Source organism: Streptomyces sp. NPDC029139 (assembly GCF_055564335.1).
Genome location: NZ_JBVHWN010000003.1, coordinates 529,408 through 554,782 on the forward strand (window position 1 = coordinate 529,408; position 25,375 = coordinate 554,782).

Consider the following 25,375-nt stretch of genomic DNA (forward strand, 5'->3'; position numbering starts at 1 on the left):
TCCGGGCGCCCATCTGTCGGGTGCGGGGCCCGGGTCGGTCGGGGACTGTGGACGGTACGGCGCTCGGCTCTCTAGGAGGTACGGGGCCGGACGCGGCAGCGTGCCGGGCCGGTCGCCCGGAGGGTGATCGCGGAGCTGACCGGCACCTCCGTGTCGATCGCCTCCAAGTCGTACTTCTGGAGGATCATCGCCAGCGCGATCACGGACTCCAGCATCGAGAAGTGCTGCCCGATGCAGGCGCGCGGGCCGCCGCCGAAGGGGAACCAGGCGTAGCGGGGGCGGCCCGCCTCGGCTTCGGGAGTGAAGCGCTCGGGGTCGAACCGCTCCGCGTCCTCCCAGTACGCGGGATGCCGGTGGGTGACCCAGGGCGCGACGATCACATCGGCGCCCGCGGGGATGGTGTGGCCCCCGATCTCGGTGGCGGCCACCGCCCGGCGGCCGATGACCGGTGCGGCCGGGAAGAGCCGCATGGCCTCCTTGAGCACCTGGGTCACGTAGGGCAGGGCCTCGAGGTCGGCGGCTCCGGGGGTACGGCCGGCCAGGACGCGGTCGACCTCCTCGTGAGCCCGCTTGCGCTGCTCCGGATGGAGGGCGAGCAGATGGAGGGCGAAGCCGAGGGAGGTGGCGGTCGTCTCATGTCCGGCGAGCAGGAAGACGAGGACCTGCTCGCGCAGCTCGGAGGCGTCGAAGCTGCCGTCCTCGGCGCTCTCGGCCTCGGCGAGCAGGGACAGCAGGTCCTGCCCGCCGCCGTCCCCGGCGTCCTGCCCGGCGGCCCGCCGCTCGGCGATGATCCGGTCGCAGACGGCGTACAGCTCCTCGTGCGCGGCCGCGGCGCGGCGGTTGCCGGGGGTGGGCCAGTCGCGGGGGAGGTTGACGGGCGAGAAGCCACGGCGCAGGACGTAGTCGCCCATCACCGGGAAGGCGCGCTCGACGATCTCGACGGCCGCCTCGACGTCCGTGCCGAAGAGGATGCGGGCGACGGCGCGCAGGGCGAGCCGGGTCATCTCGTCGAGGACGTCGACGGTGGAGTCGGTCGCGGTGCGCCATCCCGCGGTGACGGCTTCCACCTCGGCGGCGACGGCGTCGGCGTAGCTGTCGACGCGACGGCGGGTGAAGAGCGGCTGGACGAGCCTGCGCTGGCGCAGGTAGTCCTCGTCCTGGCTGGTCAGCAGTCCGTTGCCGAAGGACTCGCGGACTTCTTGGTAGAAGTGGTTGTCCTTGCGGAAGTTGGCGGACTCGGTGGCCAGGATCTGCTGGGCGCCCTCGGCGGAGAAGATCCCGTAGACGACACCGCGCATGCCGGGCGGTCCGGCGGTGATCCGCACGACGTCCCCGTGGGCGCGCTGGGAGTTCAGGAAGGTGCCGAGGGAGTCGTTCTTGAGGTCGAACATCGAGCCGAGCAGCGGTAGCCCCGCCGGGCCCGGGATCGTGCTGGTGGTTGCCATGTGTGCGTTGCCCCCTTGATCGTCACCGGCCCGGTGATTGTCCCGCACGGGGTGACCCACCGGTAGCCGTGGGCGAACACCGGTCCGGATCCCTCCGGTTGGCTCGATTGTCGGTGGCGCCTGGCAGGCTCGTCCCATGGAGCCCTTCGATGACCCTGCAGCTCACCATCGACTGTGCCGACCCCCGGACGCTCGTCCTCTTCTGGGCGGAGGCTCTGCGCTACGTACCGCAGCCGCCGCCGGAGGGCCATGCGACGTGGCGGGCGTACTGGGAGGCGATCGGCGTTCCGGCGGAGGAGCTGCCCGAGGGGGTCGGGGAGCTGCCGGAGTCCATCGTGGACCCGAAGGGGGTCGGGCCGCGGGTCTGGTTCCAGCAGGTCCCGGAGCCGAAGACGGTCAAGAACCGGGTGCATCTGGACCTGGAGGTCGGCGGCGGCCGGGAGGTGCCGCTGCCCGTCCGGCGCGAGCGGGTGGACGGGGAGGTCGCCCGGCTGACGGGGCTGGGGGCGTCGATCCTGTACACGTTGGACGAGCCGGAGGGGATGGACCACTACGCGGTGGTGCTCCAGGACCCGGAGGGGAACGAGTTCTGCGTGGTGTGAGTTCCGTGGTGGATTCGGGAAGGCGCGGTCACCGAATCGTGAAGCTCGGGCGAGACGCTTGTGCCCTGTCCAGCTCGCGCTCGCCGCACTCGGGGGAGAACCGATGAACCGTCACGTCCACCACGGGGTCCGCAGAACGGCCGTCGTCCTCGCCGCCGTGTCCGCGCTGGGGCTCACGGCCTGCGGGCCCGAGGAGGTCCCGCCCTCGGCGACTCCGCCGAAGACGGTCGCCCCGTCGTCCACGCCGCCCGCCGGGCCGGCACCGTCGGCCACGCCGCCCGCGAAGCCGGCGTCCCCGTCGGCCACGCCGTCGTCCGACCCCGACTTCGCGGTCTTTCCGTGCAGCACCTTCGACCTGACGTTCACCGCGTCGCTCGCGGAGCGCACCACGAGCAGCTACCTGCTGAAGATCACCAACAAGAGCGGCAAGCCGTGCAAGGTCCTGGACCACCCGATCGTGACCTTCGGCGATCTGGACGGCGCGGCGACGGAGCGTACGGAGACGCATCCCGGCACCGACATCAGGCTGAAGCCGGGCGAGTCGGCGTACGCCGGGCTCATGGGCGGCCCGAACGACGGCACGGGCCGGACCGTCCACTCGATCGCGATGACGATGAACACCGCGTCCGACCTCGAGCAGGTGCCGCTCAAGGCGTCGACCCCCGGCCTGTACGTCTCCTCCCGGAACTCCGTCACGGCGTGGCTGAGCAACGCCGAGGACGCCCTCAGCCTCTAGCGGATCGGCATCCCGGAGAGGGTGCGCGCGATGACCAGGCGCTGGATCTCGCTCGTGCCCTCGAAGATGGTGTAGATCGCGGCGTCGCGGTGCATGCGCTCCACCGGGTACTCACGGGTGTAGCCGTTGCCGCCGAGGATCTGGATGGCCTGGGCGGTGACCTTCTTCGCCGTCTCGCTGGCGAACAGCTTGGACATCGAGCCCTCGGCGGAGGTGAACGGCTTGCCGGCGGTCGCCATCCAGGAAGCGCGCCAGACCAGGAGGCGGGCCGCGTCGATCTGGGTGCGCATGTCGGCGAGCTGGAAGGCGATGCCCTGGTTGTCGATGATCGGGCGGCCGAACTGCTCGCGGGTCCTGGCGTATTCGAGGGCGTAGTCGTAGGCCGCGCGGGCGGTGCCGACGGCCATGGCGCCGACGGCGGGGCGGGAGGCCTCGAAGGTGGCCATGGCCGCGTTCTTCACGCGGTCGCCGCCCCCGGCCTTCGCCTTCTCGCGGGCCCGGGCGAGACGCTCGTCGAGCTTCTCCTTGCCGCCGAGGAGGCAGTGGCCGGGAACGCGGACGTTCTCCAGGACGACCTCGGCGGTGTGCGAGGCGCGGATGCCGTGCTTCTGGAACTTCTGACCCTGGGAGAGCCCGGGGGTGTTCGGCGGCACGATGAAGGAGGCGTGGCCCTTGGAGCCGAGTTCGGTGTCGACGACCGCGACGACGACATGGACGTTGGCGATACCGCCGTTGGTCGCCCACGTCTTGGTGCCGTTGAGGACCCACTCGTCCTTGGCCTCGTCGTAGACGGCCCGCGTGCGCATCGAGGCCACGTCGGAACCGGCGTCGGGCTCGGAGGAGCAGAAGGCGGCGACCTTGACGTCGTCGGCGTCGCCGTACATCTGCGGGATCCAGGTGCCGATCTGCTCCTCGGTACCGTTGGCGAGGACGCCTACGGCGGCGAGTCCCGTGCCGACGATGGAGAGGGCGATGCCCGCGTCGCCCCAGAAGAGTTCCTCCATCGCCATCGGGATGCCGAGGCCGGTCGGGTCGAAGAACTGCTGGGCGTAGAAATCGAGGGAGTAGATGCCGATCTTGGCGGCTTCCTGGATGATCGGCCAGGGAGTCTCCTCACGCTCGTCCCACTCGGCGGCGGCGGGGCGCATCACGTCCTCGGCGAATCCGTGCAGCCAGTCACGGACCTGCTTCTGGTCGTCGTTGAGTTCGAGCGTGAACTCGGCCATGTTCCCTCCCAGCAGTGCGTTACTTCGGGTAACAATAGTCTGTTACTCGCCAGTAGGTGCTGTCAACCTGCGAGGGAGCGCCCCACACCGCGCGGCACCCGGCGCCGGTCGGGTGTTACGTTGCGACAGCCTCACGGAATTCGCACGGGCGGGGAGACACGCTATGGAGACCACACACCGGACCGCCGACCAGCAGTCGCCGGCCGATCAGCGGCGCCGCGAACTCTTGGAGGCGGCGGACCGGGTGGTGCTCCGGGACGGCCCCAAGGCCTCGATGAACGCGATCGCGGCGGAGGCCGGGATCACCAAGCCGATCCTCTACCGCCACTTCGGTGACAAGGGCGGGCTGTACCGGGCCCTCGCGACCCGGCACACCGACGCCCTGCTCTCCGCGTTGCGGGCGGCGCTCGACGCGCCGGCCGACCGGCGCCGGCGGGTGGAGTCCACGCTGGACACGTATCTCGCCTCGATCGAGGCGATGCCCCAGGTCTACCGCTTCCTCATGCACCCGGCGGAGGAGACGCACCAGGCCGAGCAGGGCTTCGACGTGGGCCGCCACTCGGCGCCCGTACTGCGGCGGATGGGCGAGGAGCTCGGCCAAGTCATCGCCGAGCGCATCGACCTCGGCCCGGGCGGCGAGGCGCAGGCCCGGATCTGGGGCCACGGCATCGTGGGCATGATGCACGCGGCGGGCGACTGGTGGCTCGGCGAACGGCCCTGCTCGCGCGCGGAGTTGGTGCGGGCGCTGGCGGACCTGCTGTGGGGCCGACTGGCCGCGGCGGGCGACCGCGACGGCGGCCCGGGCTTCTAGGCGCCTGCGGAGCCGCGGCGGGCGACGGGGGCCCGGAGTGCTAGGACACCCGCGGAGCCCCCGGCGAAGGAACCTGGGCGCCCCTCCCCCACGGCTCCTTCCTGATCGACCGCAGCAAACGTGACTTGCGCCACCCCGTGACGCGGTCCGCGTAGACGACACCCTCCAGGTGGTCCGTCTCGTGCTGGAGGCAGCGGGCGAAGAAGCCCGTGCCCTCGACGCGGACGGGGGTGCCGTCCAGGCGGACGCCCTCGACCACCGCGCGGTCGAAGCGGGGCGTCGGCGCCTCCAGGCCCGGCAGCGACAGGCAGCCCTCGGGTCCCCGGATCACGTCCCCGTCCGCCTCCACCAGGCGCGGGTTCACCAGATGCCCGAGATGGCGCACGTCCTCGTCGTCCGGGCAGTCGTAGACGAAGACCCGCAGACCCACCCCCACCTGGTTCGCCGCGAGGCCCACGCCGTTCGCCGCGTACATCGTGGCGAACATGTCCTCGACCAGCCGGGCGAGCTCCGGGCCGAAGTCGCTGACGGGTTCACAGGGGGCGTGCAGCACCGGGTCGCCGAGCAGGGTCATGGCTCGGACGTGGCCGGAACTGCCGGGGATCGGCCGGTTTCGCATGGGCGTAAGGGTACGGTCCGCTGTGACCTCGGTGTTTCGGCAAGGGTCCCGGTGGTGCCGCGGTTCGGGTCCCTGGCCGGATCTCGATAGGCTGAGCCCGGACCGACGCAAGGAGGAACAAGAACGATGTCAGGACACCCCGGTAATCCAGAGCCGCTGTCGCCGCGCGCCAAGCTGGCCGTGACGGCGGGCAAGGCCGCCGCCGCGGTGTCGCGGGCAGCGGGACGCGGCAGCGGTTCCGTCATCGGCGGCCGGGTGGCGCTCAAGCTCGACCCCGATCTGCTGGGGCGGCTCGCGCAGCATCTGGACGTCGTCCTGGTGTCGGCGACCAACGGCAAGACCACCACGACGCGGCTGATCGCCGAGGCGCTGCGGGCCAGCGGCCCGGTCGTCTCCAACGCGCTGGGCGCGAACATGCCCGCGGGCATCACCTCGGCGCTGGCCGGCGGCTCGGACGCGAAGTACGGCGTCATCGAGGTCGACGAGAAGTACCTCGCCGGCGTCGCCCGGGACACCACGCCCAAGGCGATCGCCCTGCTCAACCTCTCCCGCGACCAGCTCGACCGCGCCGCCGAGACCCGGATGCTCGCCGAGAAGTGGCGCGAGGGCCTGAGCGGTACGAAGGCCGTGGTCATCGCCAACGCGGACGACCCGCTGATCGTGTGGGCCGCCTCCTCCTCCCCCAACGTGGTGTGGGTCGCCGCCGGCCAGGAGTGGAAGGACGACGCCTGGTCGTGCCCCGCCTGCGGCGGTGTGATGCAGCGTCCGGGCGACGACTGGTTCTGCGGCGAGTGCGGCTTCCGCCGCCCGGCGCCCAGTTGGGCGCTCAACGGCGACCACGTCCTCGACCCGCACGGTTCGGCCTGGCCGATCCACCTGCAGCTGCCCGGCCGCGCCAACAAGGCAAACGCCGCGACCTCCGCCGCCGTCGCCGCCGTCTTCGGGGTGCCGCCGCAGGTGGCCCTGGAGCGCATGTACCAGGTGCAGGCCGTGGCCGGCCGCTACGACGTGGTCTCCTTCCAGGGCCGCGAGCTGCGGCTGCTGCTGGCCAAGAACCCGGCGGGCTGGCTCGAAACGTTTTCCCTCATCGACCAGCCGCCGACCCCGGTGATCCTGGCCGTCAACGCGCGCGGCGCCGACGGCACGGACACCTCCTGGCTGTGGGACGTGGACTACGGACGGCTCGCCGGCCATCCGATCATGGTGATCGGCGACCGGAAGCTGGACCTGGCGGTCCGGCTGGAGGTCGCGGGCGTGGAGTTCCGCGTGTGCGAGACGATCGACGAGGCGGTGCAGATGTCCCCGCCGGGACAGATCGAACTGATCGCCAACTACACCGCCTTCCAGGACGTCCGCCGCCGCGTCGGCAACTGACCCGTAGAGGACATGCAGCATGAGTGAGAGCAGCCTGCGCCTGGTCTGGGTCTACCCGGACCTGCTCAGCACGTACGGCGACCAGGGCAACGCCCTCGTCGTCGAGCGCCGCGCCCGCCAGCGCGGTCTGGACGTCCAGCGCGTCGACGTCCGCAGCGACCAGCCGGTGCCGACCTCCGGCGACATCTACCTGATCGGCGGCGGCGAGGACCGGCCGCAGCGCCTCGCGGCCGAACGGCTGCGCCGGGACGGCGGCCTGGAGCGGGCGGCGTCCAACGGCGCGATCATCTTCTCGGTCTGTGCCGGCTACCAGATCCTGGGCCACGAGTTCATCAACGACCTCGGCGAGCGTGAGCCCGGCCTGGGCCTGATCGACGTGATCTCCACCCGGGGCGAGGGCGAGCGGTGCGTCGGCGACGTGCTCGCGGACATCGACCCGCGGCTCGGCCTCCCGCAGCTCACCGGGTTCGAGAACCACCAGGGCATCACCCACCTCGGCCCGACCGCCCGCCCGTTCGCCCGGACCATCCTGGGCAGGGGCAACGGAACGGGCGACGGCACCGAGGGCGCGTACAACGACACCGTCTTCGGCACGTACATGCACGGCCCGGTCATGGCCCGCAATCCGCAGATCGCGGACCTGCTCCTGAAGCTGGCCCTCGACGTGAACGCGCTGCCGCCGACCGACGACCGGTGGTACGAGGCGCTGCGCGCCGAGCGCGTCGCCGCCGCGACACAGCCCTCCTGACCGGGGCGCAGTCCACATATCGGACTGCACGTCTGAGCACCCGTGTGCGCATTGGATTCGTAAGTCAATACGGTGTCCAATCCGCGGACATCCGGTTCGGCCCCGCCACCCGGCACCGATAGGGTGGCGGGGATCCAACCGGACGACGTGGTCCGGGAGTCGGCCCACGTTGCAAAGGTATTCGGGCTATGCGCATTGGTGTGCTCACCTCCGGCGGCGACTGCCCCGGTCTGAACGCCGTCATCCGTTCCGTCGTGCACCGCGCCGTCGTCGACCACGGTGACGAGGTCATCGGCTTCCTCGACGGCTGGAAGGGCCTCCTGGAGGCCGACTACCGCAAGCTCGACCTCGACGCGGTGGGCGGCATCCTGGCCCGCGGCGGCACCATCCTCGGCTCCTCCCGGGTCCAGCCCGCGCATCTGGTCGACGGCGTGGAGCGCGCCCGCGGCCATGTCGCCGAGCTGGGCCTCGACGCGATCATCCCGATCGGCGGCGAGGGCACCCTCAAGGCCGCCAACCTGCTCTCCGAGGCCGGACTGCCGATCGTCGGCGTGCCGAAGACCATCGACAACGACATCGCCTCGACCGATGTCACCTTCGGCTTCGACACCGCCGTCGGCGTGGCGACCGAGGCCCTGGACCGGCTGAAGACCACCGCCGAGTCCCACCAGCGCGTGCTGATCGTCGAGGTCATGGGCCGGCACACGGGCTGGATCGCCCTGCACTCCGGCATGGCGGCCGGCGCGCACGCGATCGTCGTGCCCGAGCGCCCCTTCGACATCGACGAGCTGACCGCGCGGGTCGGCGAGCGCTTCGAGGCCGGCAAGCGCTTCGCGATCGTGGTGGTCGCCGAGGGCGCCAAGCCGCGCGAGGGCTCGATGAGCTTCCAGGTCGGCGCCAAGGACCAGTACGGCCACGAGCGCTTCACCGGGGTCGCCAACCAGCTGTCGGTGGAGCTGGAGCGGCGCCTCGGCAAGGAGGCCCGCCCGGTGATCCTCGGTCACGTCCAGCGCGGCGGCACGCCGACCGCGTACGACCGCGTCCTCGCCACCCGCTTCGGGTGGCACGCGGTGGAGGCGGCGCACCGCGGCGAGTTCGGCATGCTGACCGCCCTGCGCGGCACGGAGATCGAGATGGTTCCGCTGGCCCAGGCCGTGGAGACCCTGAAGACGGTCCCGGCCGAGCGCTACGCCGAGGCGGAGTGCGTGCTCTGACCGCCGTACCGGCACCATGAACCGCCCCCGGTAGCGTCCGCGAACGGGGGCGGTTCTAGTCTGGTGCGGACAACAAGCGCGAATCGGGCTCCAGGAGTACACAGATGGATCACAGCGGGCACGGCATGACCATGGATCTGCCGCCGTTCACGCTGGGACGGGGGCTGGAGTTCTCGCCGGACCTGTTCTTCCTCGTCGGCTGCGTCCTGGGACTCGCGCTGTACGTGTGGGGCGTGGCGCGGCTGCGTGCGCGCGGGGACGCCTGGCCGGTCAGCCGGACGGTCTTCTTCGCCGTCGGTGTGCTGACCGTCGCGCTGATGATGTGCACCAAGCTGAACGACTACGGCATGGTCATGTTCAGCGTGCACATGGTGCAGCACATGGTGATCTCGATGCTCTCGCCGATCCTGCTGCTGCTCGGCGCGCCGGTGACGCTGGCGCTGCGGGCGCTGCCGGTCGCGGCCCGGGGCAGCAAGGGCCCGCGCGAGTGGCTGCTGATGCTGCTGCACAGCCGCTACATGCGGATCGTCACGCATCCGGCGTTCACGATCCCGCTCTTCATCGCGAGTCTGTACGGCTTCTACTTCACGCCGCTCTTCGACACCCTGATGGGGTCCAAGGTCGGGCACATCGCGATGATGGTGCACTTCCTCGCCGTCGGGCTGGTGTTCTTCTGGCCGATCATGGGCGTGGACCCGGGCCCGCACCGCCCCGGCTATGTGATGCGGATGCTGGAGCTCTTCGCGGGCATGCCGTTCCACGCGTTCTTCGGCATCGCGCTGATGATGGCGACCGAGCCGATGATCAAGGCGTACGAGAATCCGCCGACCTCCCTCGGGATCGACGCGCTCACCGACCAGAACGCGGCGGGCGGCATCGCCTGGGCGTTCAGCGAGATCCCGTCGGTGATCGTCCTGATCGCGCTGGTGTACCAGTGGTACCACTCCGAGCAGCGGCAGGCCGTCCGCAAGGACCGGGCCGCCGACCGGGACGGCGACAAGGAGCTGGAGGCGTACAACGCGTATCTCGCCTCGCTCCAGACCCGCGGCCGGTAGGACGGGGCGCGGCGGGCCATGACGCGGGAGTAGCGCGGCGCCCGCCTCAGGGGTCACGATGGGCGTGACGGCTCCCCGTCGGGAGGAGGGCGGACATATGTCCGGTCCCACGAAGGCGATGTGCGTGGTCACAGGTGCGGCCCTGGTGCTGACGACGGCCTACACGGTGGCGCTCGGCAGCAGCGGCTGGCTCTGGTTCGGCTGGGTCGTGCTCGGCGTGGTCACCATCGGCATGACGGCTGCCGACAGCGCCACACCCGCCGGGGCGCGCCGCCGCCGACCGAGCAGGCCGGGGCCCTAGGAGAGTCTTGCCGGGCTCGCGGGGCCCTGGCACCGCGCCGCACCTCGCCGCCTTGTCGTCGGTCGCCGGCGCGGTGATCGATCAGCCGCGCCGTCCGCTCCCTGAGGTCAGCGCGGGGCGAGGACGACCCAGGTGCGGCCGGGTGCGAAGTTCAGGGGCGCCCCGGCGGGGGTGGTGAAGGTGGTGCCTTCCCCGGCGGCCGGGCGGCTCCAACGGGCTTCGTGGGCCTTGCCGTCGCGCAGGACGACGGCGGTGCCGCTGCCGACCGACTCGGTGTACGGCGAGACGCTGCCGAGGAAGTCGGAGAACTTCGAGGACCGGATCGTCACGTACTGCACGACGACGGTCGCGGCCCGCACCGGGCCGCCGTCGGTGCTCTCGGCCGGCCGGCCGTCCATCGCCACCCGCCAGCTCTTGTCCGGCGCGGACCAGGTGAAGGTGTAGCGGGAGGCGGGGAAGCGCACCGTGCGCTCGTTGACCGGTTCACCGCCCGCGGGGGCCGGGCCGAAGCGGAAGCCGATGTCCTGGGCGTCGGTGGCCTTCGGTGCGGCGGCGAGGGCCTTCTCGGGCAGGACGTACAGGTTGTGGGGAGCGGACCGGCCGCGGTCGCGCACATAGGCGCCGGGAGCGTCCTCCGGCGGCAGCGCGTACAGCGGCGCCGCCTTCAGCGGCGGTTTCAGGCCGGAATGCGAGCCGGAGTAGGCGAGGGCCGGCCGGCCGAACTGGCGGAGCAGCTCGATGTCGGACTCCCGGGCGCTGCGCACCGGTCCGATCCGGTCGGGCAGGTCGGAGGAGTAGACGGCGAGCAGCCGGGTCTGGCCGGCCTCCACCTGCTCGACGTACACCAGGTCGGCCGCGTCGAGGCCGGTGTGCGGACGCGCCGGGGGCACATTGTCGATCTTTACGGCGAGGACGGGCGCGGGCGTGGCCGGCAGGCCCGTGAAGGGGGACAGCCGTTCCTGGGCGGGGGTGGTCGGCGGGGCCGGTTTGGGGGCGCCGTCGTCGGAGCATCCGTACAGCCCGGCGGTCATCACCGCGCACAGTGCCACGGTGAGGGCTGCGCCGGGCCGTTTGCGTCGGTGTGAGGCAGCCATAGGGTCCACTCTCCGTCTCCAGTGTGGACCACAGTCGCGTGAGTTGTGAGAGAAATAACCGTTGCTCTACCGAGACGGGGGCCGCCGGTGTTCTACCACCTGCTGAAGTACGTTCTGCTCGGGCCGCTGCTGAGGCTGCTGTTCCGGCCTCGGATCGAGGGCCTGGAGCACATTCCGGAGGACGGCGCGGCGATCGTCGCCGGCAATCATCTGTCGTTCTCCGATCACTTCCTGATGCCCGTGGTGCTCAAGCGGCGGATCACCTTCCTCGCCAAGCAGGAGTACTTCACCGGGCCGGGGCTCAAGGGCCGGCTGACCGCGGCGTTCTTCCGCAGCGCCGGGCAGATCCCGGTCGACCGCTCCGGCAAGGAGGCCGGGCAGGCGGCGATCCGCGAGGGGCTGGGGGTGCTGTCCAAGGGCGAACTGCTCGGGATCTATCCGGAGGGCACCCGCTCGCACGACGGGCGGCTGTACAAGGGCAAGGTCGGCGTCGCGGTCATGGCGATCACGGCCGGGGTACCGGTGATCCCGTGCGCGATGGTGGGCACCTTCGAGATCCAGCCGCCCGGCCAGGTCGTGCCGAAGGTCCGGCGGGTCACCATCCGCTTCGGGGCACCCCTGGACTTCTCGCGGTACGCCGGCCTGGAGGGCCAGAAGGCCGCCGTGCGCGCGGTGACGGACGAGATCATGTACGAGATCCTGGCGCTGTCGGGGCAGGAGTACGTCGACGACTACGCGACCACGGTGAAGGCCGCGGAGGAGGAGGCGAAGGCGGGGAACTCCAAGCCCGCGCGAAAGTTCCCTCGCCGCGGACGCTGACGGCGGATCCGCGCACGGCGAAAGCCCCTGGGGCGGCGGACGCGACCGCCGTAGCGTCACGCGCATGGCAAAGGGAAACGCATTCGTCGTCGGAGCGACCGGACAGGTGGGGCGGGCGGCCGTGCGGGCCCTCGCCGCGGACGGCTGGGAGGTGACGGCGGCCTCGCGCGGCGGTGGCCGCGACGAGAGGTGGCCGGCGGAGGTCCGGGCGGTGGCACTCGACCGCGACGCGGAGGGCGCGCTCGCGGCGGGGCTCGGTGACGGCGCCGACGTGCTGGTGGACATCGTCGCCTACGACGGTGCGCACGGGCGGCAGTTGACCGGGCTCGCCGATCGGATCGGCTCGGCGGTGGTGATCTCCAGCGGCGCGGTCTACGCGGACGACCGGGGGCGCGGCTTCGACACCCAGGACGAGCCGGGCGGCTTCCCCGCGTATCCGCTGCCGATCCCGGAGGACTGGCGGACGGTCGCCCCCGGCGACACCTCGTACAGCACGCGGAAGGTGGCGCTGGAAAGGGAGATGCTCGCGGCGGGCGAGGCGCTGCCGACGACGGTGGTGCGGGCCGGCGCGATCCATGGGCCGTACTGCCCGGGGCCGCGCGAGCTGTGGTTCGTCAAGCGGGCGCTCGACGCACGGCCGGTGCGCGTCCTCTCGTACGGTGGCGCCTCGCAGTTCCACCCCGTCCATGTGGACAATCTGGCGGAGCTGATCCGGCTGGCGGCGGCGAATCCGGGCAGCCGGGTGCTCAACGGCGCCGATCCGACGGCTCCGACGGTGGCGGAGATCGGTCGCGCGATCGACGCCGTGATGGGCGTGCGCGGCGAGACGGTCCTGTTCGACGGGCCCCCGGTGGGCTCGGTGGGGCTCACGCCGTGGACGGGCGGCGACCATCCGATCGTCTACGGCATGACGGTGGCGGAGAAGGAGCTGGGGTACCGGCCGGTGGTGTCGTACGAGGAGTCCCTGCCGGCGACGGTCGAGTGGCTGACCGAGCGACTGGCGCGGGGCGGGAAGTGGCGGGAGACCTTCCCGAATCTGGCGAAGTACCGGGTGGACTTCTTCGACTACGCGGCCGAGGACGCCTGGCTCGCCGCCCGTACCGGAGCCGGGGCGTAGGGAGGGACGGGGCACGGGAAGGGAGGGGGCGCGGGAAGGGAGGGGGCGGCCGTGGTGGGACGGCCGCCCCGTCCGCTGTCAGCCGGTGACTACGGCTGGGGCGTGGCGTGCGGGGCGCACGTCACGTCCTTGCTGTCGAGCTTGCCCGTCAGCAGGTACGCCTCCACCCGCGTGTTGAGGCACGGGTTGGCGACATTGGTGATGCCGTGGGAGCCGGCGTCCTTCTCGGTGATCAGGCGCGAGCCCTTGAACCGCTTGTGCAGCTCGACCGCCCCGGCGTACGGGGTGGCCGCGTCGCGCTCGGCCTGGGTGATGAGCACCGGCGGCAGACCCTTGTGGGTCCGGACGTCGGTGGGGCGCTGGCGCGGGGTGGACCAGGTGGCGCAGGGCAGGTTCATCCAGGCGTTGGACCAGGTCATGAAGGGGTACTGCTCGTGGAGCCGGCTGTTGTCGCGGTCCCACTTCTTCCAGTTGGTCGGCCAGGGGGCGTCGGCGCATTCGACGGCGGTGTAGACCGCGTTGCCGTTCTCCGAGGCGATGTTGCCCGCCGTGTCGGTGGGGTCGGCGGCGGCCGCGTCGATCAGCGGCTGCGGGTCACCGGCGGCGTACGCGCTCCATGCCTCGGCGACGGGCACCCACATGGAGTCGTAGTAGGGCGCGTTCTGGAAGAAGCCGATGAGCTCGGCGGGTCCTACCTTGCCGCCGAGGGGGTTCTTCTTGGCGGTGGCGCGCAGAGTCTCCCACTGCTGCCGGACCTCGGCGGGGGTGTCGCCGAGGTGGAAGGTGGCGTCGTGCCGGGCGACCCAGGTCATCCAGTCCTCGAGCCGGCCCTCGAAGGCGATGTCCTGGTCGAGGTTGGCCTCGTACCAGATCTTCCGCTTCGACGGGTTGACCACACTGTCGAGCACCATGCGGCGGACGTGGGTGGGGAAGAGGGTGCCGTAGACGGCGCCGAGGTAGGTGCCGTAGGAGACGCCGACGAAGTTGAGCTTCCTCTCGCCGAGCGCGGCGCGGATGACGTCGAGGTCGCGGGCGGTGTTGAGGGTGTTGATGTACGGCAGGATGTCGCCGCTCTTCTCCGCACAGCCCGCGGCGTACTCGGCGGCGAGCTTGCGCTGCGCGAGCTTGTCGGCCTCGCTGTCGGGGACCGGGTCGAGCTTGGGGCCCTTGACGAACTCGGTCGGGTCGACGCAGGAGATGGGGGCCGAGCGGCCGACGCCGCGCGGGTCGAAGCCCACGAAGTCGTACGCCTTGGCGGTGTTGGCCCAGATGGCGTTCTTCGTGGTGACGCGGCGCGGGAAGCGCAGGCCGGAACCGCCGGGGCCTCCGGGGTTGTAGAGCAGGGCGCCCTGGCGCTCGGCGGGGGTGCCGGTGGCACCGATGCGGTCGACGGCGATCTTGATCTGCTTGCCGTGGGGCTTGCTGTAGTCGACCGGGACGGTGACCCAGCCGCAGGTGATGGGCTTCTCCAGGCCCCAGTCGGCCGGGCAGTCCTGCCAGTCGATGCCCTGCTTCGCCGCCCGCTCGGCGGCGAGGGCGACGCCGCGCGTCTCCGCGTCGGGCCGGTGGCGGCTGTCGGCGGTGGCGGCCGGGGCTGCCAGCGCGCCGACGATGAGTGTGCCCGCTACGAGCGTGCCGGCAGAGCCGAGCACCGCGGTGCGTCCCACGTGGTTCCTCCCCCTATGGGTGATGGTCTGTCCGGCCGATCCTTTCGTCAGTGGGGTGCACGGCGAAAGGTCGTACTGGTGTTTCTTTGCCGAACCAATAACCGGAGAGCGGTGTACCGCTGAGCGGTGCGCTCAGGAAGGGGCGAGGACGCTCAGGGCTTCGTCGAGGGTGCGGCGCAACCGCAGGGCGTCGGGGGCGACGGCGGTGACCAGGGCGGCGGGGCCGGCGAGCGGGGCGAGGACGGCGTTCTCGGCGAGCAGCCGGACCTCCCCCGGCTTCGCCTCGAATTCCTGGTCCACCACCAGGAGTTGTCCGACGGCCCGATGGCCCCCGAGGACCGCGCCGCCGTCCCAGCCGCCGGGGGCGCCGGGGCCGTACGCCAGCTCCTGGTCGAGCAGGGGCCGTCCCCCGCGCCGGATGGTGAGGCGGGTGACGAGCGTGCCGGGTTCTTCGCCGTGGCGGCCGAGGATCTGCTCCTCGCGGTACACGAGCCGCGCTGTCGGGGCGAGTTCGACGGTGGTCCGCATGCGCAGGTCGGATCCCCGCGCGGAGACGAGCTGTTCGGGCAGCCAGTGCAGCACGGCGCCGTCTCCGACGGTGAGCCGGATGTCGTACGTGGCGGGTTCGGCGGTGCGGCCGGGGAGGGCGACGGTCGCGGCGGCCGAGTCGACCAGGAGCCGCGCCCCGGCTCGTACGTCCGTCTCGATCGCCAGCCGGTCACCGCCGAGCGGCGCGCTCATCGCGCCGACGACGGTGACGCGGGTGCGGGGGCCGGCGGTCCGGGTACGGCGGACGGCGAGGGGTCCGGCGCTCTCCAGGAGGGGCAGTCCGCCGTCCGCGTCGGCGGCGATCCGGGCGGTGGCGCGCAGGCTCATGCGGACCAGGCGGCGAGCCGCTCGCGGACCCAGTCGGCCACCGGGGCGACACCGTCCTGGCCGGTGAGCGAGGTGAAGGCGACGGGCAGATCGCCGCGCTGCCGCTTCGCGTCGCGGGCCATACGCTTCAGGTCGGAGCCGACGTAGGGGGCGAGGTCGGTCTTGTTGACGACGAGCAGGTCGGCGGTGGTCACACCGGGGCCGCCCTTGCGGGGGATGTCATCGCCGCCCGCGACGTCGATGACGAAGATCTGGGCGTCGACGAGCCCCTTGGAGAAGGTGGCGGTGAGGTTGTCGCCGCCGGACTCGACCAGGATCAGGTCGAGCGGGCCCACCGTGTCCTCCAGTTCCTCGACGGCTTCGAGGTTGGCGGAGATGTCGTCGCGGATCGCTGTGTGCGGGCAGGCGCCGGTCTCGACGGCCTGGATGCGCTCGGGGGGCAGGACGGCGTTGCGGAGCAGGAACTCGGCGTCCTCACGGGTGTAGATGTCGTTGGTGACGACGGCGATGGAGAGCTGGTCGCGCAGGGCCCGGCAGAGCGCGGCGACGGTGGCGGTCTTTCCGGAGCCGACGGGGCCGCCGAGTCCGATGCGCAGCGCGCGCCGCGTTCCGTCGGGGCGGCGGGCGTCGGCGGAGACGGCCCCCGCGTGGTCGTGGGAGTGGTCGAGATGCATGGCTCTCCTGGGTGTGCGGGGCGCTCAGGACGCGAAGAGGCGGACGGGCCAGGCCGCGTGCTGTTCGGCGGTGATGTCGAGGAGGGGCGCGGAGGCGGCGGGCAGGGCGTCGATGCCTTGCCGGGCTGCGGCGGCCGCGTCCTCGGCGACCCGGTCCATGGCCGGGGCGAGGCGGGCGAGGACGGCGGTGGCCTGGAAGGGGTCCAGGCCGAGGAGGCGTACGGCCGCGGTGGCGGGGCCGCTGACGGTCTCGTACGCGACGCAGTGCGCGGCGTCCTCGGGGCGGAGGCCCGCCGCGCGGGCGGCCGTGCCGAGGACGACCGGCTGGTGGGCGCCGCGGGGGAACGCGGCGGCGAGGGCGTCGAGTTCTGGGCTGGGCCAGGCGGCTCTGGCCGCCCGCATCATCTGGCGGCCGAGCTTGCGGGCGGCGGCGCGCAGGGCGGGTGAGGGGGTGCGGGCGTCGGCGGCGGCGTCGAGGGCGTGCGGGTCGAGGCCGAGCGCGGCCGCGGCGGCGAGGGCCGTCGCGGTGAGGCCGCCGGTGTGGAGCCTGCCCCGGCAGAACGCGGCGAGGCTCGGCGCGTCCGTGATCCGGCCGGCCCTGACGGCGGCCTCGGCCCCGCCGGAGTGGGCGTGCCCGCCGGCGGGGAAGCGCCCGTCGGCGAGGACGAGAAGGGCGGCGAGGCTGCTCATGACCGGCCCATCAGAAGAGGAAGTAGCGCTGGGTCATGGGCAGTTCGGCGGCGGGCGCGGGCTCGACCGGTTCGCCGTCGATGGTCACCGTGAAGGTGTCGGCGTCGACCTCCACGCGGGGCAGCGCGTCGTTCTCCCGCATGTCCGCCTTGGTGACCCGGCGGGTGCTGCTGATGGCGGTGAACTTCTTGTCCAGGCCGAGGCGTTCGGGGAGGTCGTCCTCGATGGCCGCCTGGGAGACGAAGTTGAGGGAGTTCGCCGCGGGGGCCTTGCCGAGCGCCCCGAACATGGGGCGGGGCAGGATGGGCTGGGGGGTGGGGATGGAGGCGTTGGCGTCGCCCATCTGGGCGTAGGCGATCTGGCCGCCCTTGAGGACGACCAGGGGCTTCACTCCGAAGAAGGCGGGTTCCCACAGGACGAGGTCGGCGAGCTTCCCTGGCTCGACCGACCCGATCTCGTGGTCGAGCCCCTGCGCGACCGCCGGGTTGATGGTGTATTTGGCGACATAGCGCCGGGCTCGGTGGTTGTCGGCGCGGCCGTCCCCGGGCAGGGCGCCTCGGTGCTTCTTCATCACGTGCGCGGTCTGCCAGGTCCGCATGATGACCTCACCGATGCGCCCCATGGCCTGCGAGTCGGAGGAGATGATCGAGATGGCGCCGAGGTCGTGCAGGTGGTCCTCGGCGGCGATGGTGGAGGGCCGGATCCGGGATTCGGCGAAGGCGAGGTCCTCCGGAACGGCCGGGTTCAGATGGTGGCAGACCATCAGCATGTCGAGGTGTTCCTCGATGGTGTTGACGGTGTGCGGCCGGGTCGGGTTGGTGGAGCTGGGCAGGACGTACGGCTCGGACACCACGGTGATGATGTCCGGCGCGTGCCCGCCGCCCGCTCCCTCGGTGTGGTACGCGTGGATGGTGCGTCCGGCGATGGCGGCGAGGGTGTCGCCGACGAAGCCCGCCTCGTTCAGGGTGTCGGTGTGGATGGCGAGTTGGGCGCCGGTCTCGTCACAGACGCCCAGGCACGCGTCGATGACGGCGGGGGTCGCTCCCCAGTCCTCGTGGATCTTGAATCCGAGGGCGCCGCCCCGCAGCTGGGAGTACATCGCCTCGCGGGACATCGTGTTGCCCTTGCCGAGCAGGCCGATGTTGACCGGGGAGTTCTCCAGCGCCGCGAACATGCGGGCGAGGTGCCAGGGCCCCGGTGTGATGGTGGTGGCCTTGGTGCCCTCGGCGGGGCCCGTGCCGCCGCCGACGAGGGTGGTGACGCCGGAGGCGAGGGCCTCGTCGATGAGGGTCGGCGAGATGAAGTGCACGTGGGCGTCGACGCCGCCCGCGGTGACGATCCGGCCGTTGCCCACGATCACTTCGGTCTCGGGCCCGATGACCAGGTCCGGATGGACGCCGTCCATGGTGTCGGGGTTGCCGGCCTTGCCGAGCGCGGTGATCCGGCCGTCGCGGATGCCGATGTCGGCCTTGACGACACCCCAGTGGTCGATGACGACGGCACCGGTGACGACGGTGTCGGGGGCGCCTTCGGCGCGGGTCGTGCGGGCCTGGCCCATGGACTCGCGGATGACCTTGCCGCCGCCGAAGACGGCCTCGTCGCCCGCGCGGCCGGGTCCGCCGGAGCGGTCCTCCTCGATCTCGACGAGCAGGTCGGTGTCGGCGAGCCGGATGCGGTCGCCGGTGGTGGGGCCGAACAGGTCGGCGTACACGGCCCGGTGCAGGTCAGGCACGGTCGGCTCCGTTCGCGTCGGGGGAGCCGGTGGCCGTGTCGAGCGGTCCCGCGGTCTCGCCGCGCAGACCGGGGACGATCCGCCTGCCGGCGAGCGGGACGAGGGCGACCTCGACGGGGATGCCGGGCTCGAAGCGCACGGCGGTGCCGGCGGCGATGTGGAGGCGCAGGCCGTGCGCGGCGGCGCGGTCGAAGTGGAGGCCGGGGTTGGCCTCGGCGAAGTGGTAGTGGGAGCCGACCTGGACGGGCCGGTCGGCGGCGTTGAGCACGGTGAGCCGGGTGACGGGCCGTCCCTCGTTGAGGACGACGGGACCTTCACCGAGAAGGAGTTCTCCGGGGATCATCGGCGGCGCTCCCCCGTCACACGATCGGGTCATGGACGGTGACGAGCTTGGTGCCGTCGGGGAAGGTCGCCTCGACCTGGACGTCGTGGATCATCTCGGGGATCCCGGGCATGACGTCGTCGCGGGAGAGGACCTTGCGGCCGGAGGCCATGAGCTCCGCGACGGTCCGGCCGTCGCGGGCTCCCTCCAGGATGTGGGTGGTGATCAGGGCGACGGCCTCGGGGTGATTGAGCTTCACTCCGCGTGCCCTGCGCTTCTCGGCCACGTCCGCCGCGACATGGACGAGCAGTCGTTCCTGCTCGTGCGGGGTCAGTTGCACGCTTCCACCTCACAGTCGTCCACCGGGCGGTCGGCCCGGACAGCAGCGGACCCTACCGATCTTCCACACGCTGCCGATCGGCGGTGACGGGCTGCTGGGCCAGACATTGCACGTTAGGGCGGAAGTTTTTCCGGCGCGTTAACTGCGGCTTTGCGTCTCCATGGACATGAGCCCGCGCAGGCCGTCCTCCAGGACGTCCACGCTCACGTCACCGAAGAGCGCCTGCTGGGCGATGAAGCCCTGGGCGGTGGCGATGAGGGTGCGCGCGACCCGGTCGGCGGGGACGTCCGCCGCCATGATCCCGCTCGTGCGATAGACCTCGACGAGGTCTCCCCAGATCTCGCGCATGCCGTGATAGCCCTCGGAGAGGATGTGGGCCAGCTGCTCGTTGCGCAGGGTCTCGGACCAGACCTGAAGGACGAGCCGCGCGAACGCCTGGCGGTCGCCCCCGGGGATCCGCTCCTCCAGGAGGAGACGGAGCACCGAGCCGAGCAGGATGTCGGGGGTGGGCGGCGGTGTGGCCCGCGAGGCTTCCTCGAAGGCTCCGCGGATCCCGTCGAACGCTTCCGCGGCGATGGCCGCGATCAGCTCCTCCTTGCCGCGGAAGTACCGGTAGACGGCGCCGGCGGACAGCCCCACCTCGGCCAGGACATCGGCCATGGACGTGGCGTGGAAGCCGTTGCGGGCGAAGCAGCGCGCGGCGCCGTCGAGAATCTGGCGGCGGCGGGCGTCGAGGTGTTCCTGAGAGACACGGGCCATGCCAGAAATCTAGAACGAACATTCATTCTTGACAAGCGGCCACCCCGGCGGGACAGTGGGCGCAGCGCCAAAAACGAACGATCCTTCTCTTTGAATCGAGGGTGCCATGTCTGCCACCGCCACCCGCAAGACCCTCGCCGTGATGGTGCTGATCCCCGTCGTCGCGGCCCTGGCCCTGTGGGCCTTCGCGTGGCCCGCGGCCCGGATCGCCCCTCGCGACCTGCCGATCGGCGTCGCAGGACCGGCCACCGCCACCGCCGCCCTGGAACAGCGCCTCACCGAGCGGGAGGGCGCTTTCGAGGTCCACCGCTACGGCTCCGAGGCCGCCGCCCGAGCGGCGATCGGCGACCGGGCCGTATACGGCGCGGTGATCGTCACTCCTCGGGGCCCCGAACTGCTGACCGCGTCCGCCGCGAGCCCGGTGGTCGCCGGACTGCTGCGCGAGGCCGTCTCCGCCCAGGCCCCGGCGGGCACCCCGATGAAGGTGACGGACGTGGTACCGGCCCCGGCCGGCGATCCGCGCGGCGGGGCGTTCGGGGCGAGCCTGTTCCCCCTGGTCCTGGCCGGCGCCGCCGCCGGCGCCGTGGTGACGCTGCTCGGACTGCGCCGCACCCGCGCGGCACTCGCCCTGGTCGGCGCCGCCGCGCTCGCCGGAATCGTCGGCGCCGCGCTCGGGCACAGCTGGCTGGGCGCGCTCACCGGCTCGTGGTGGACGGAGGCCGGCGTCCTCGCCCTGACCGTCCTCGCCATCGGAGCGTCGCTCGCGGGACTCGCCGCGCTACTGGGGAGGGCGGGCCTCGGTATCGGGGCGCTCCTCATGGTCCTGCTGGGCAACCCGTTCTCGGGCGTGGCGAGCGCACCGGAACTGCTGCCGGCCCCCGCGGGCGCACTCGGCCAGTTGCTGCCCCCGGGCGCGGGAGGCTCGGCGCTGCGTTCGGTCGCCTTCTTCGACGGCGGCGGGGCAGGCGCGCCCCTGCTGGTCCTGGGCGTCTGGGCGATCGCGGGCCTGGCGGCCGTCCTGCTCGGCGGGCGGCGCGACCGGACGGCGGCGGCACCGGCGACGGCGGCCACGACGACGCCGGAGCCCCTGCCCGCGGGCTGACGCCCCCGACGTACGACGCGCGCCCCCGCCGGAGAGGACGGGGGCGCGCGGTTTTCTCATGCGCCGGTGGTCCCCGGGTCGCGGTGGCGGGCCGCGATGCCGAAGCGTCCCTGTTCACCCGGAGAGGACGGGCGGGCGTGGAGGGAGGAGACGGAGCCGGCCACCGACTCCTGCGGGAGTTCCCGCTCCGCCTCGAGTTTCTCCAGGTCAGCGGCGGAGACCAGCGCAACGAGCGGCTTGCCGTGCCGGGTCACGACGACCCGCTCGTCGCCGTACACCACGCGGTTGATCAAGTCGGCGAGCTCTGCGCGTGCTTGCGTCACCGGAATCTCATAAGCCATGCTCCTCATCTTACGGAATGTACGTCCTGTACATTTTCACAGAAGAGCAGGAGGCCTCCCATGGACGCCCGCTACGTCCTTCCCGAGTTCACCGAGCGCACGAGCTCCGGAAGCCGGACCCTCGATCCGTACTCCAAGCTGCTGGAGGAGCGGATCGTCCTCCTCGGTACGCCGATCGACGAGACCTCGGCCAACGACGTCATCGCCCAGCTGCTGCACCTCGAGTACGCCGACCCGGACCGGGACATCTCGCTCTACATCAACTCCCCCGGCGGTTCGCTCAGCGCGATGTCCGCGATCTACGACACGATGCAGGTCGTCACCTGCGACGTGGAGACCACCTGCCTCGGCCAGGCGGCCTCCACCGCGGCCGTGCTCCTCGCGGCCGGAGCGCCCGGGAAGCGGCTCGCCCTGCCCGGCGCGCGGGTCGTGCTCCAGCAGCCCACGACGGACGAGCCGTTGCGGGGCCGGCCCGGCGATCTCGACATCCAGGCGCGGGAGTTGCTCCGCCTGCGCGCGATGGTGGCCGGGATGCTGGCCACCCACACCGGTCGCGACCGTGCGCGGATCGACGCCGACATCGACCGCGTGACCGTGCTCGACGCGGCGGCCGCGACCGCGTACGGGCTGGTGGATCACGTGATCCAGAACCGCGCGGCGTCCGGCGGCGCCGGGACGAGGTGAGCCGGAGATGGTTCCCGAGCTGCCGCCGCTGCCCGCTCTGACCCGCGCCGAGGGCGAGTTCGTCGACGCCTATCTCGATGCCGTCGATCTGCTGGGACGGATCAATCCATCCAGGGCGTCGCATACCTATGGGGCGCTGCGCGCGGCCCAGGCCCTGGTAGGGCGGGCGATCGCCCTGCGCGAGGCGCTGACGGTCATGCACGCGCGCGGCGAGAGCGAGGTGCACGCGGAGACATTGGCCCGTGCGCTGCGGACGTTGGACGGGGAGCGTCGCGCGGACCGGGTCACCGTCCCGGGATCACCGGCGAGTTGACACATGCGCGTGTCGTGTCGAGGTCCACTCGGGGCATCGTGGGCGCGAAATCCCTCCCCCGTTCGGCGTAGTCGACGAATCGACTTATGCGCGGGGTGAGTTGCGCGGGAGGTGTACACATCTGGCGGAATCGAACGTTCCGTCGCTGGTGCGAGCCTCGCCGGGCAAACATCGGTCAGTCAATAAACATATCTGTCCACCCAAATGGATCAGTCGTGAGGAGCCTCACATAGGGTCGTTTCAGCTCGGATTTCACCCTGAATGTGGGTCAAGATCCCTCACGACGACAAGCCCCCGCCACCGCGGCGGGGCGGTCCGGGCGGACGCCGAGTCCTGCCGCCGTCCCGGATGTCTGGTCGACAGGAGTGGATCGGCAGGAGTGGAGGACCCGAGCAGCACGGGACGGCCGCCCAGTGGGGCCGTTCCTCGGGGTGAAGCCGCAGCCGCGGCCGGGCAACTTCGCCAGTCCGAACCCGACAGGTCATCCTTCACAGGCGGCTGACGAAGGGTTGCGCATGACTGCGCAGATTCATGTCCCGTCCCTGCTGTCCCGGGCAGGAGCCGTCTCGGCTCTCACCCTCGCCGCCGTCGGCGGCACGATGCTGGCCCCAGGCGCCACATCGGAGGCCCGGGCCGCGACCTCGTACGCCGGCAAGGCGCTGAACGTCGCGGCCTCGAAGAAGGGATCGCCGTACAAGTACGGAGCGTCCGGGCCGCACCGGTTCGACTGCTCGGGGCTCACGCTCTACTCGTACAAGAAGGCGGGCAAGTCGCTGCCCCGTACCGCGCAGCAGCAGTACAACAAGACCCGCCGCATCTCCGCCTCCAGCCGGCAGCGGGGGGATCTGGTCTTCTTCCACTCGGGTGGAAGGGTCTACCACGTGGGCATCTACGCCGGAAGCAACAGGATCTGGCACTCGCCGAAGCAGGGGTCCTGGGTGAAGCTCGACCGGATCTGGTCGTCCAGGGTCTCCTACGGCCGCGTCGGCTGACCGCGGGGGGTGTGGTGACGCCGCCACACCCCCGACGCGGCGCAAGGGCTCGGCCCCACCCCTAGGAGCCGTGCGTGCGGTCGGCGTACGGAGTCACGTCACGACCCGCCGGAGCCGGCCGTGAGCCCGGCACGCTGCCCAGCCAGCCCAGGGCGAAGCCCACCGGGATGGAGATGAGGGCGACGGACTGAAAGGGGAGCCAGGCGAAGTCCATGTGAGGGAGCAAGGACGAGGGCAGGCCGGACACCATGGGGGTGAAGGCCTGCAGGACGACGACGCAGGCCGCGCCGCCCGTGAGGGTCCACAGCAGACCGCGTTCCGTGAAGCGGGACCAGTACAGGCTGTAGACGAGCGCGGGCAGCAGGCTGGAGGCGGCGACGGCGAGGCCGACCCAGCTGAACATCTGCATGTTCCAGTCGAGGGCCGCGTAGGTGAGGGTGATGCCGGCCGCGCTGACGGCGACGGCGCCCCAGCGGGCGGTGTTGATCTCGACGCCCTTGTCGGAGTGGGCCGTCCGGCGCAGCGCCTGCCGGTACAGATCGTGTCCGACCGCGGCCGACGCCGTCAGGGTGATGCCCGCGATGACGGCGAGCGAGGTCGCGAAGACGGCGGTGGCGACGAGGACGAAGAGCATGGCCCCGCCCGTGGACCCGGGGCCGCCGGCGAGCGTCCCGGTGGTGAGCATCAGGGCCCCGGTGCCTCCGGGGCTGACCTCGGCCAGCTTCGCGCCGCCGACGCTCGCCGCCGTGCCCAGGCCGATCACCACGGTGCACACGACGACGGCCGTGACGATGAGCAGGGCGCCGCGGACGGAGCGGCGCGCCGCCGCGGCGTCGGGGGTGGCGTGCAGCCGCATCACCACGTGCGGCATGACGGCCGCGCCGAGGACGATGCTGAGCTGGAGCCCGATGAAGTCGAAGGTCCAGCTGGCGCTCGGGTTGGAGCGTTGCAGGAGCCCGGGGCGGAAGTACGCGGAGCCGGCGCCGTTGTTGGCCCGCGCGGCGTCGAGCAGGGCGAGCGGGTTCCAGCCGAAGCGGGCGAGGAGCGCGCCGACGACGAAGAGCAGGGCGACCAGGACGATGACCGTCTTCGCGGCCTGCAGCGCGGTGGCCCCGCGCATCCCTCCGACGGCGGTGGCGCAGGCGATCAGGACGCCGATCATGAGGGCGATCGCACGCTGGGCGCCGACGGTCTCCAGGCCCAGGAGCTGGGCGGTCACGAGGGCCACGGCGGAGAGCTGGACGACGAAGTAGAACAGGCACACCAGCAGGGTGACGACGGCGGCGGAGATCCGGACCGCCGTCCCGGGCGCCCGGTCCGCGAAGACGTCGGCGATCGTGAACCGTCCGCGGGCCCGCAGTGGCCCGGCGAGGAGGGCCAGGACGACGAGGGCGGCGAGGGTGCTGCCCGCGACGAACAGGCCGTCGAATCCCATCAGGGCGACGGTCCCCGCCGTCCCCACGACGGTGGCAGAGGAGATGTAGTCCCCCGCCAGCGCGAGCCCGTTGCGTACGGGCTTGTTCCGCCGCCGGCCGATGTAGAAGTTCTCGGCCTCCTCGCGCTGCGGTCCGAGGAGCAGGCAGGCGAACAGCGCGGCGACCACGAGGAGGAGGAAGCTGATCAGGATGGCGCCCTGGGTGTCACCCCCGGCCATGGACAGCTCTGCGGCGGGGACGGGGTGCGCGGTCATGGCTCTCCGGGGCGCTGGCGGCGGGACGGGAG

Annotated in this window: 28 protein-coding genes; 14 read left to right on the top strand and 14 right to left on the bottom strand. The window is 71.9% G+C overall.

Annotated features, from left to right (window positions below):
- Positions 1-71: 71 nt before the first annotated feature.
- A complete protein-coding gene (locus ACZ4VW_RS10295) occupies positions 72-1,445 on the bottom strand; it encodes a cytochrome P450 (RefSeq protein WP_467960526.1) in 1,374 nt (457 codons plus the stop codon).
- A 149-nt stretch (positions 1,446-1,594) separates the two neighbouring features.
- On the opposite strand from ACZ4VW_RS10295, the gene ACZ4VW_RS10300 reads away from it, so the two are divergent.
- Together ACZ4VW_RS10300 and ACZ4VW_RS10305 are read left to right on the top strand one after the other, a co-directional pair.
- Entirely contained in the window at positions 1,595-2,047 is a 453-nt protein-coding gene (locus tag ACZ4VW_RS10300; RefSeq protein ID WP_467960528.1) for a VOC family protein, read from the top strand.
- A 103-nt stretch (positions 2,048-2,150) separates the two neighbouring features.
- Positions 2,151-2,783 (top strand): DUF4232 domain-containing protein, encoded by a 633-nt coding sequence (locus ACZ4VW_RS10305; protein ID WP_467960530.1) that lies wholly within the window; start codon positions 2,151-2,153, stop codon positions 2,781-2,783.
- Here ACZ4VW_RS10305 and ACZ4VW_RS10310 read toward each other — a convergent pair.
- Positions 2,780-4,009 (bottom strand): acyl-CoA dehydrogenase family protein, encoded by a 1,230-nt coding sequence (locus ACZ4VW_RS10310; protein WP_467960532.1) that lies wholly within the window; start codon positions 4,007-4,009, stop codon positions 2,780-2,782. The genes ACZ4VW_RS10305 and ACZ4VW_RS10310 overlap by 4 nt on opposite strands.
- Positions 4,010-4,172: 163 nt before the next feature.
- On the opposite strand from ACZ4VW_RS10310, the gene ACZ4VW_RS10315 reads away from it, so the two are divergent.
- On the top strand, positions 4,173-4,820 hold the full coding sequence (locus ACZ4VW_RS10315; RefSeq protein WP_467960533.1) for a TetR/AcrR family transcriptional regulator: 648 nt from the start codon (positions 4,173-4,175) through the stop codon (positions 4,818-4,820).
- A gap of 40 nt (positions 4,821-4,860) precedes the next feature.
- Here the strand turns inward: ACZ4VW_RS10315 and def are convergent, their stop codons facing one another.
- Positions 4,861-5,439 carry a peptide deformylase gene (gene def / locus ACZ4VW_RS10320; RefSeq protein WP_467960535.1) on the bottom strand — a complete coding sequence of 193 codons (579 nt, stop codon included), beginning with the start codon at positions 5,437-5,439 and terminating at the stop codon, positions 4,861-4,863.
- 126 nt (positions 5,440-5,565) lie between these two features.
- On the opposite strand from def, the gene ACZ4VW_RS10325 reads away from it, so the two are divergent.
- The 5 genes from ACZ4VW_RS10325 to ACZ4VW_RS10345 all read left to right on the top strand — a co-directional run bounded on the left by ACZ4VW_RS10325 (position 5,566) and on the right by ACZ4VW_RS10345 (position 10,131).
- On the top strand, positions 5,566-6,813 hold the full coding sequence (locus ACZ4VW_RS10325) for a MurT ligase domain-containing protein (RefSeq protein WP_467960537.1): 1,248 nt from the start codon (positions 5,566-5,568) through the stop codon (positions 6,811-6,813).
- Positions 6,814-6,832: 19 nt separating this feature from the next.
- On the top strand, positions 6,833-7,561 hold the full coding sequence (locus tag ACZ4VW_RS10330) for a type 1 glutamine amidotransferase (protein ID WP_467960539.1): 729 nt from the start codon (positions 6,833-6,835) through the stop codon (positions 7,559-7,561).
- A 188-nt stretch (positions 7,562-7,749) separates the two neighbouring features.
- On the top strand, positions 7,750-8,775 hold the full coding sequence (locus ACZ4VW_RS10335) for a 6-phosphofructokinase (protein ID WP_467960541.1): 1,026 nt from the start codon (positions 7,750-7,752) through the stop codon (positions 8,773-8,775).
- Between the two features lie 104 nt (positions 8,776-8,879).
- Entirely contained in the window at positions 8,880-9,830 is a 951-nt protein-coding gene (locus ACZ4VW_RS10340; RefSeq protein ID WP_467960543.1) for a cytochrome c oxidase assembly protein, read from the top strand.
- A gap of 97 nt (positions 9,831-9,927) precedes the next feature.
- Positions 9,928-10,131, top strand: coding sequence for a hypothetical protein (locus ACZ4VW_RS10345; RefSeq protein WP_467960545.1), 204 nt, complete (start codon positions 9,928-9,930; stop codon positions 10,129-10,131).
- Between the two features lie 107 nt (positions 10,132-10,238).
- Here the strand turns inward: ACZ4VW_RS10345 and ACZ4VW_RS10350 are convergent, their stop codons facing one another.
- The gene (locus tag ACZ4VW_RS10350; RefSeq protein WP_467960547.1) at positions 10,239-11,225 is read right to left on the bottom strand and encodes a DUF3048 domain-containing protein; all 987 of its coding nucleotides are present in this window, start codon (positions 11,223-11,225) and stop codon (positions 10,239-10,241) included.
- An 87-nt stretch (positions 11,226-11,312) separates the two neighbouring features.
- Between ACZ4VW_RS10350 and ACZ4VW_RS10355 the strand changes: the two genes are divergently transcribed.
- Positions 11,313-12,044 (top strand): lysophospholipid acyltransferase family protein, encoded by a 732-nt coding sequence (locus ACZ4VW_RS10355; RefSeq protein ID WP_467960549.1) that lies wholly within the window; start codon positions 11,313-11,315, stop codon positions 12,042-12,044.
- A 64-nt stretch (positions 12,045-12,108) separates the two neighbouring features.
- Positions 12,109-13,161, top strand: coding sequence for an NAD-dependent epimerase/dehydratase family protein (locus ACZ4VW_RS10360; protein ID WP_467960551.1), 1,053 nt, complete (start codon positions 12,109-12,111; stop codon positions 13,159-13,161).
- Between the two features lie 89 nt (positions 13,162-13,250).
- Here the strand turns inward: ACZ4VW_RS10360 and ACZ4VW_RS10365 are convergent, their stop codons facing one another.
- From ACZ4VW_RS10365 to ACZ4VW_RS10400, 8 genes are all read right to left on the bottom strand, one after another.
- A complete protein-coding gene (locus ACZ4VW_RS10365) occupies positions 13,251-14,828 on the bottom strand; it encodes an alpha/beta hydrolase (protein WP_467960552.1) in 1,578 nt (525 codons plus the stop codon).
- Between the two features lie 132 nt (positions 14,829-14,960).
- Positions 14,961-15,704, bottom strand: a complete 744-nt coding sequence (locus ACZ4VW_RS10370; protein WP_467960554.1) for an urease accessory protein UreD — start codon at positions 15,702-15,704, stop codon at positions 14,961-14,963.
- Entirely contained in the window at positions 15,701-16,378 is a 678-nt protein-coding gene (gene ureG / locus ACZ4VW_RS10375) for an urease accessory protein UreG (RefSeq protein ID WP_467960555.1), read from the bottom strand. Before ureG ends, ACZ4VW_RS10370 begins: the two co-directional genes overlap by 4 nt.
- Before the next feature lie 24 nt (positions 16,379-16,402).
- Positions 16,403-17,068 carry an urease accessory protein UreF gene (locus ACZ4VW_RS10380; RefSeq protein WP_467960557.1) on the bottom strand — a complete coding sequence of 222 codons (666 nt, stop codon included), beginning with the start codon at positions 17,066-17,068 and terminating at the stop codon, positions 16,403-16,405.
- Between the two features lie 10 nt (positions 17,069-17,078).
- Complete coding sequence (locus ACZ4VW_RS10385) at positions 17,079-18,800, bottom strand: urease subunit alpha (protein ID WP_467960559.1); 1,722 nt, start codon at positions 18,798-18,800, stop codon at positions 17,079-17,081.
- Positions 18,793-19,143 carry an urease subunit beta gene (locus tag ACZ4VW_RS10390; protein ID WP_467960561.1) on the bottom strand — a complete coding sequence of 117 codons (351 nt, stop codon included), beginning with the start codon at positions 19,141-19,143 and terminating at the stop codon, positions 18,793-18,795. Before ACZ4VW_RS10390 ends, ACZ4VW_RS10385 begins: the two co-directional genes overlap by 8 nt.
- 16 nt (positions 19,144-19,159) lie before the next feature.
- Positions 19,160-19,462 carry an urease subunit gamma gene (locus ACZ4VW_RS10395; RefSeq protein WP_467960563.1) on the bottom strand — a complete coding sequence of 101 codons (303 nt, stop codon included), beginning with the start codon at positions 19,460-19,462 and terminating at the stop codon, positions 19,160-19,162.
- A gap of 138 nt (positions 19,463-19,600) precedes the next feature.
- Positions 19,601-20,221 (bottom strand): TetR/AcrR family transcriptional regulator, encoded by a 621-nt coding sequence (locus ACZ4VW_RS10400; RefSeq protein ID WP_467960565.1) that lies wholly within the window; start codon positions 20,219-20,221, stop codon positions 19,601-19,603.
- Positions 20,222-20,327: 106 nt separating this feature from the next.
- On the opposite strand from ACZ4VW_RS10400, the gene ACZ4VW_RS10405 reads away from it, so the two are divergent.
- Positions 20,328-21,323, top strand: a complete 996-nt coding sequence (locus ACZ4VW_RS10405; RefSeq protein ID WP_467960566.1) for an ABC transporter permease — start codon at positions 20,328-20,330, stop codon at positions 21,321-21,323.
- 56 nt (positions 21,324-21,379) lie between these two features.
- Here ACZ4VW_RS10405 and ACZ4VW_RS10410 read toward each other — a convergent pair whose 3' ends face one another.
- Positions 21,380-21,664, bottom strand: coding sequence for a type II toxin-antitoxin system Phd/YefM family antitoxin (locus tag ACZ4VW_RS10410; RefSeq protein WP_467960568.1), 285 nt, complete (start codon positions 21,662-21,664; stop codon positions 21,380-21,382).
- A gap of 60 nt (positions 21,665-21,724) precedes the next feature.
- Here ACZ4VW_RS10410 and ACZ4VW_RS10415 point away from each other — a divergent pair, with 60 nt between their 5' ends.
- The 3 genes from ACZ4VW_RS10415 to ACZ4VW_RS10425 all read left to right on the top strand — a co-directional run bounded on the left by ACZ4VW_RS10415 (position 21,725) and on the right by ACZ4VW_RS10425 (position 23,653).
- A complete protein-coding gene (locus ACZ4VW_RS10415) occupies positions 21,725-22,348 on the top strand; it encodes an ATP-dependent Clp protease proteolytic subunit (protein WP_467960570.1) in 624 nt (207 codons plus the stop codon).
- A 7-nt stretch (positions 22,349-22,355) separates the two neighbouring features.
- Positions 22,356-22,661, top strand: a complete 306-nt coding sequence (locus ACZ4VW_RS10420) for a hypothetical protein (protein ID WP_467960572.1) — start codon at positions 22,356-22,358, stop codon at positions 22,659-22,661.
- Between the two features lie 515 nt (positions 22,662-23,176).
- On the top strand, positions 23,177-23,653 hold the full coding sequence (locus tag ACZ4VW_RS10425) for a C40 family peptidase (RefSeq protein WP_467960574.1): 477 nt from the start codon (positions 23,177-23,179) through the stop codon (positions 23,651-23,653).
- Between the two features lie 61 nt (positions 23,654-23,714).
- On the opposite strand, the gene ACZ4VW_RS10430 is transcribed toward ACZ4VW_RS10425, so the two are convergent.
- Positions 23,715-25,343, bottom strand: coding sequence for a sodium/solute symporter (locus ACZ4VW_RS10430; protein ID WP_467960576.1), 1,629 nt, complete (start codon positions 25,341-25,343; stop codon positions 23,715-23,717).
- Positions 25,344-25,375: the final 32 nt, after the last annotated feature.

Coding starts and splice junctions, on each gene's coding strand:
- ACZ4VW_RS10315 (WP_467960533.1), top strand. CDS start 4,173: ATGGAGACCACACACCGGACCGCCGACCAGCAGTCGCCGGCCGATCAG.
- ACZ4VW_RS10295 (WP_467960526.1), bottom strand. CDS start 1,445: ATGGCAACCACCAGCACGATCCCGGGCCCGGCGGGGCTACCGCTGCTC.
- ACZ4VW_RS10300 (WP_467960528.1), top strand. CDS start 1,595: ATGACCCTGCAGCTCACCATCGACTGTGCCGACCCCCGGACGCTCGTC.
- ACZ4VW_RS10390 (WP_467960561.1), bottom strand. CDS start 19,143: ATGATCCCCGGAGAACTCCTTCTCGGTGAAGGTCCCGTCGTCCTCAAC.
- ACZ4VW_RS10430 (WP_467960576.1), bottom strand. CDS start 25,343: ATGACCGCGCACCCCGTCCCCGCCGCAGAGCTGTCCATGGCCGGGGGT.
- ACZ4VW_RS10415 (WP_467960570.1), top strand. CDS start 21,725: ATGGACGCCCGCTACGTCCTTCCCGAGTTCACCGAGCGCACGAGCTCC.
- ACZ4VW_RS10370 (WP_467960554.1), bottom strand. CDS start 15,704: ATGAGCCTGCGCGCCACCGCCCGGATCGCCGCCGACGCGGACGGCGGA.
- ACZ4VW_RS10335 (WP_467960541.1), top strand. CDS start 7,750: ATGCGCATTGGTGTGCTCACCTCCGGCGGCGACTGCCCCGGTCTGAAC.
- ACZ4VW_RS10305 (WP_467960530.1), top strand. CDS start 2,151: ATGAACCGTCACGTCCACCACGGGGTCCGCAGAACGGCCGTCGTCCTC.
- ACZ4VW_RS10310 (WP_467960532.1), bottom strand. CDS start 4,009: ATGGCCGAGTTCACGCTCGAACTCAACGACGACCAGAAGCAGGTCCGT.
- ACZ4VW_RS10340 (WP_467960543.1), top strand. CDS start 8,880: ATGGATCACAGCGGGCACGGCATGACCATGGATCTGCCGCCGTTCACG.
- ACZ4VW_RS10330 (WP_467960539.1), top strand. CDS start 6,833: ATGAGTGAGAGCAGCCTGCGCCTGGTCTGGGTCTACCCGGACCTGCTC.
- ACZ4VW_RS10380 (WP_467960557.1), bottom strand. CDS start 17,068: ATGAGCAGCCTCGCCGCCCTTCTCGTCCTCGCCGACGGGCGCTTCCCC.
- def (WP_467960535.1), bottom strand. CDS start 5,439: ATGCGAAACCGGCCGATCCCCGGCAGTTCCGGCCACGTCCGAGCCATG.
- ACZ4VW_RS10350 (WP_467960547.1), bottom strand. CDS start 11,225: ATGGCTGCCTCACACCGACGCAAACGGCCCGGCGCAGCCCTCACCGTG.
- ACZ4VW_RS10405 (WP_467960566.1), top strand. CDS start 20,328: ATGTCTGCCACCGCCACCCGCAAGACCCTCGCCGTGATGGTGCTGATC.
- ACZ4VW_RS10325 (WP_467960537.1), top strand. CDS start 5,566: ATGTCAGGACACCCCGGTAATCCAGAGCCGCTGTCGCCGCGCGCCAAG.
- ACZ4VW_RS10400 (WP_467960565.1), bottom strand. CDS start 20,221: ATGGCCCGTGTCTCTCAGGAACACCTCGACGCCCGCCGCCGCCAGATT.
- ACZ4VW_RS10410 (WP_467960568.1), bottom strand. CDS start 21,664: ATGGCTTATGAGATTCCGGTGACGCAAGCACGCGCAGAGCTCGCCGAC.
- ACZ4VW_RS10345 (WP_467960545.1), top strand. CDS start 9,928: ATGTCCGGTCCCACGAAGGCGATGTGCGTGGTCACAGGTGCGGCCCTG.
- ACZ4VW_RS10360 (WP_467960551.1), top strand. CDS start 12,109: ATGGCAAAGGGAAACGCATTCGTCGTCGGAGCGACCGGACAGGTGGGG.
- ACZ4VW_RS10425 (WP_467960574.1), top strand. CDS start 23,177: ATGACTGCGCAGATTCATGTCCCGTCCCTGCTGTCCCGGGCAGGAGCC.
- ureG (WP_467960555.1), bottom strand. CDS start 16,378: ATGCATCTCGACCACTCCCACGACCACGCGGGGGCCGTCTCCGCCGAC.
- ACZ4VW_RS10420 (WP_467960572.1), top strand. CDS start 22,356: ATGGTTCCCGAGCTGCCGCCGCTGCCCGCTCTGACCCGCGCCGAGGGC.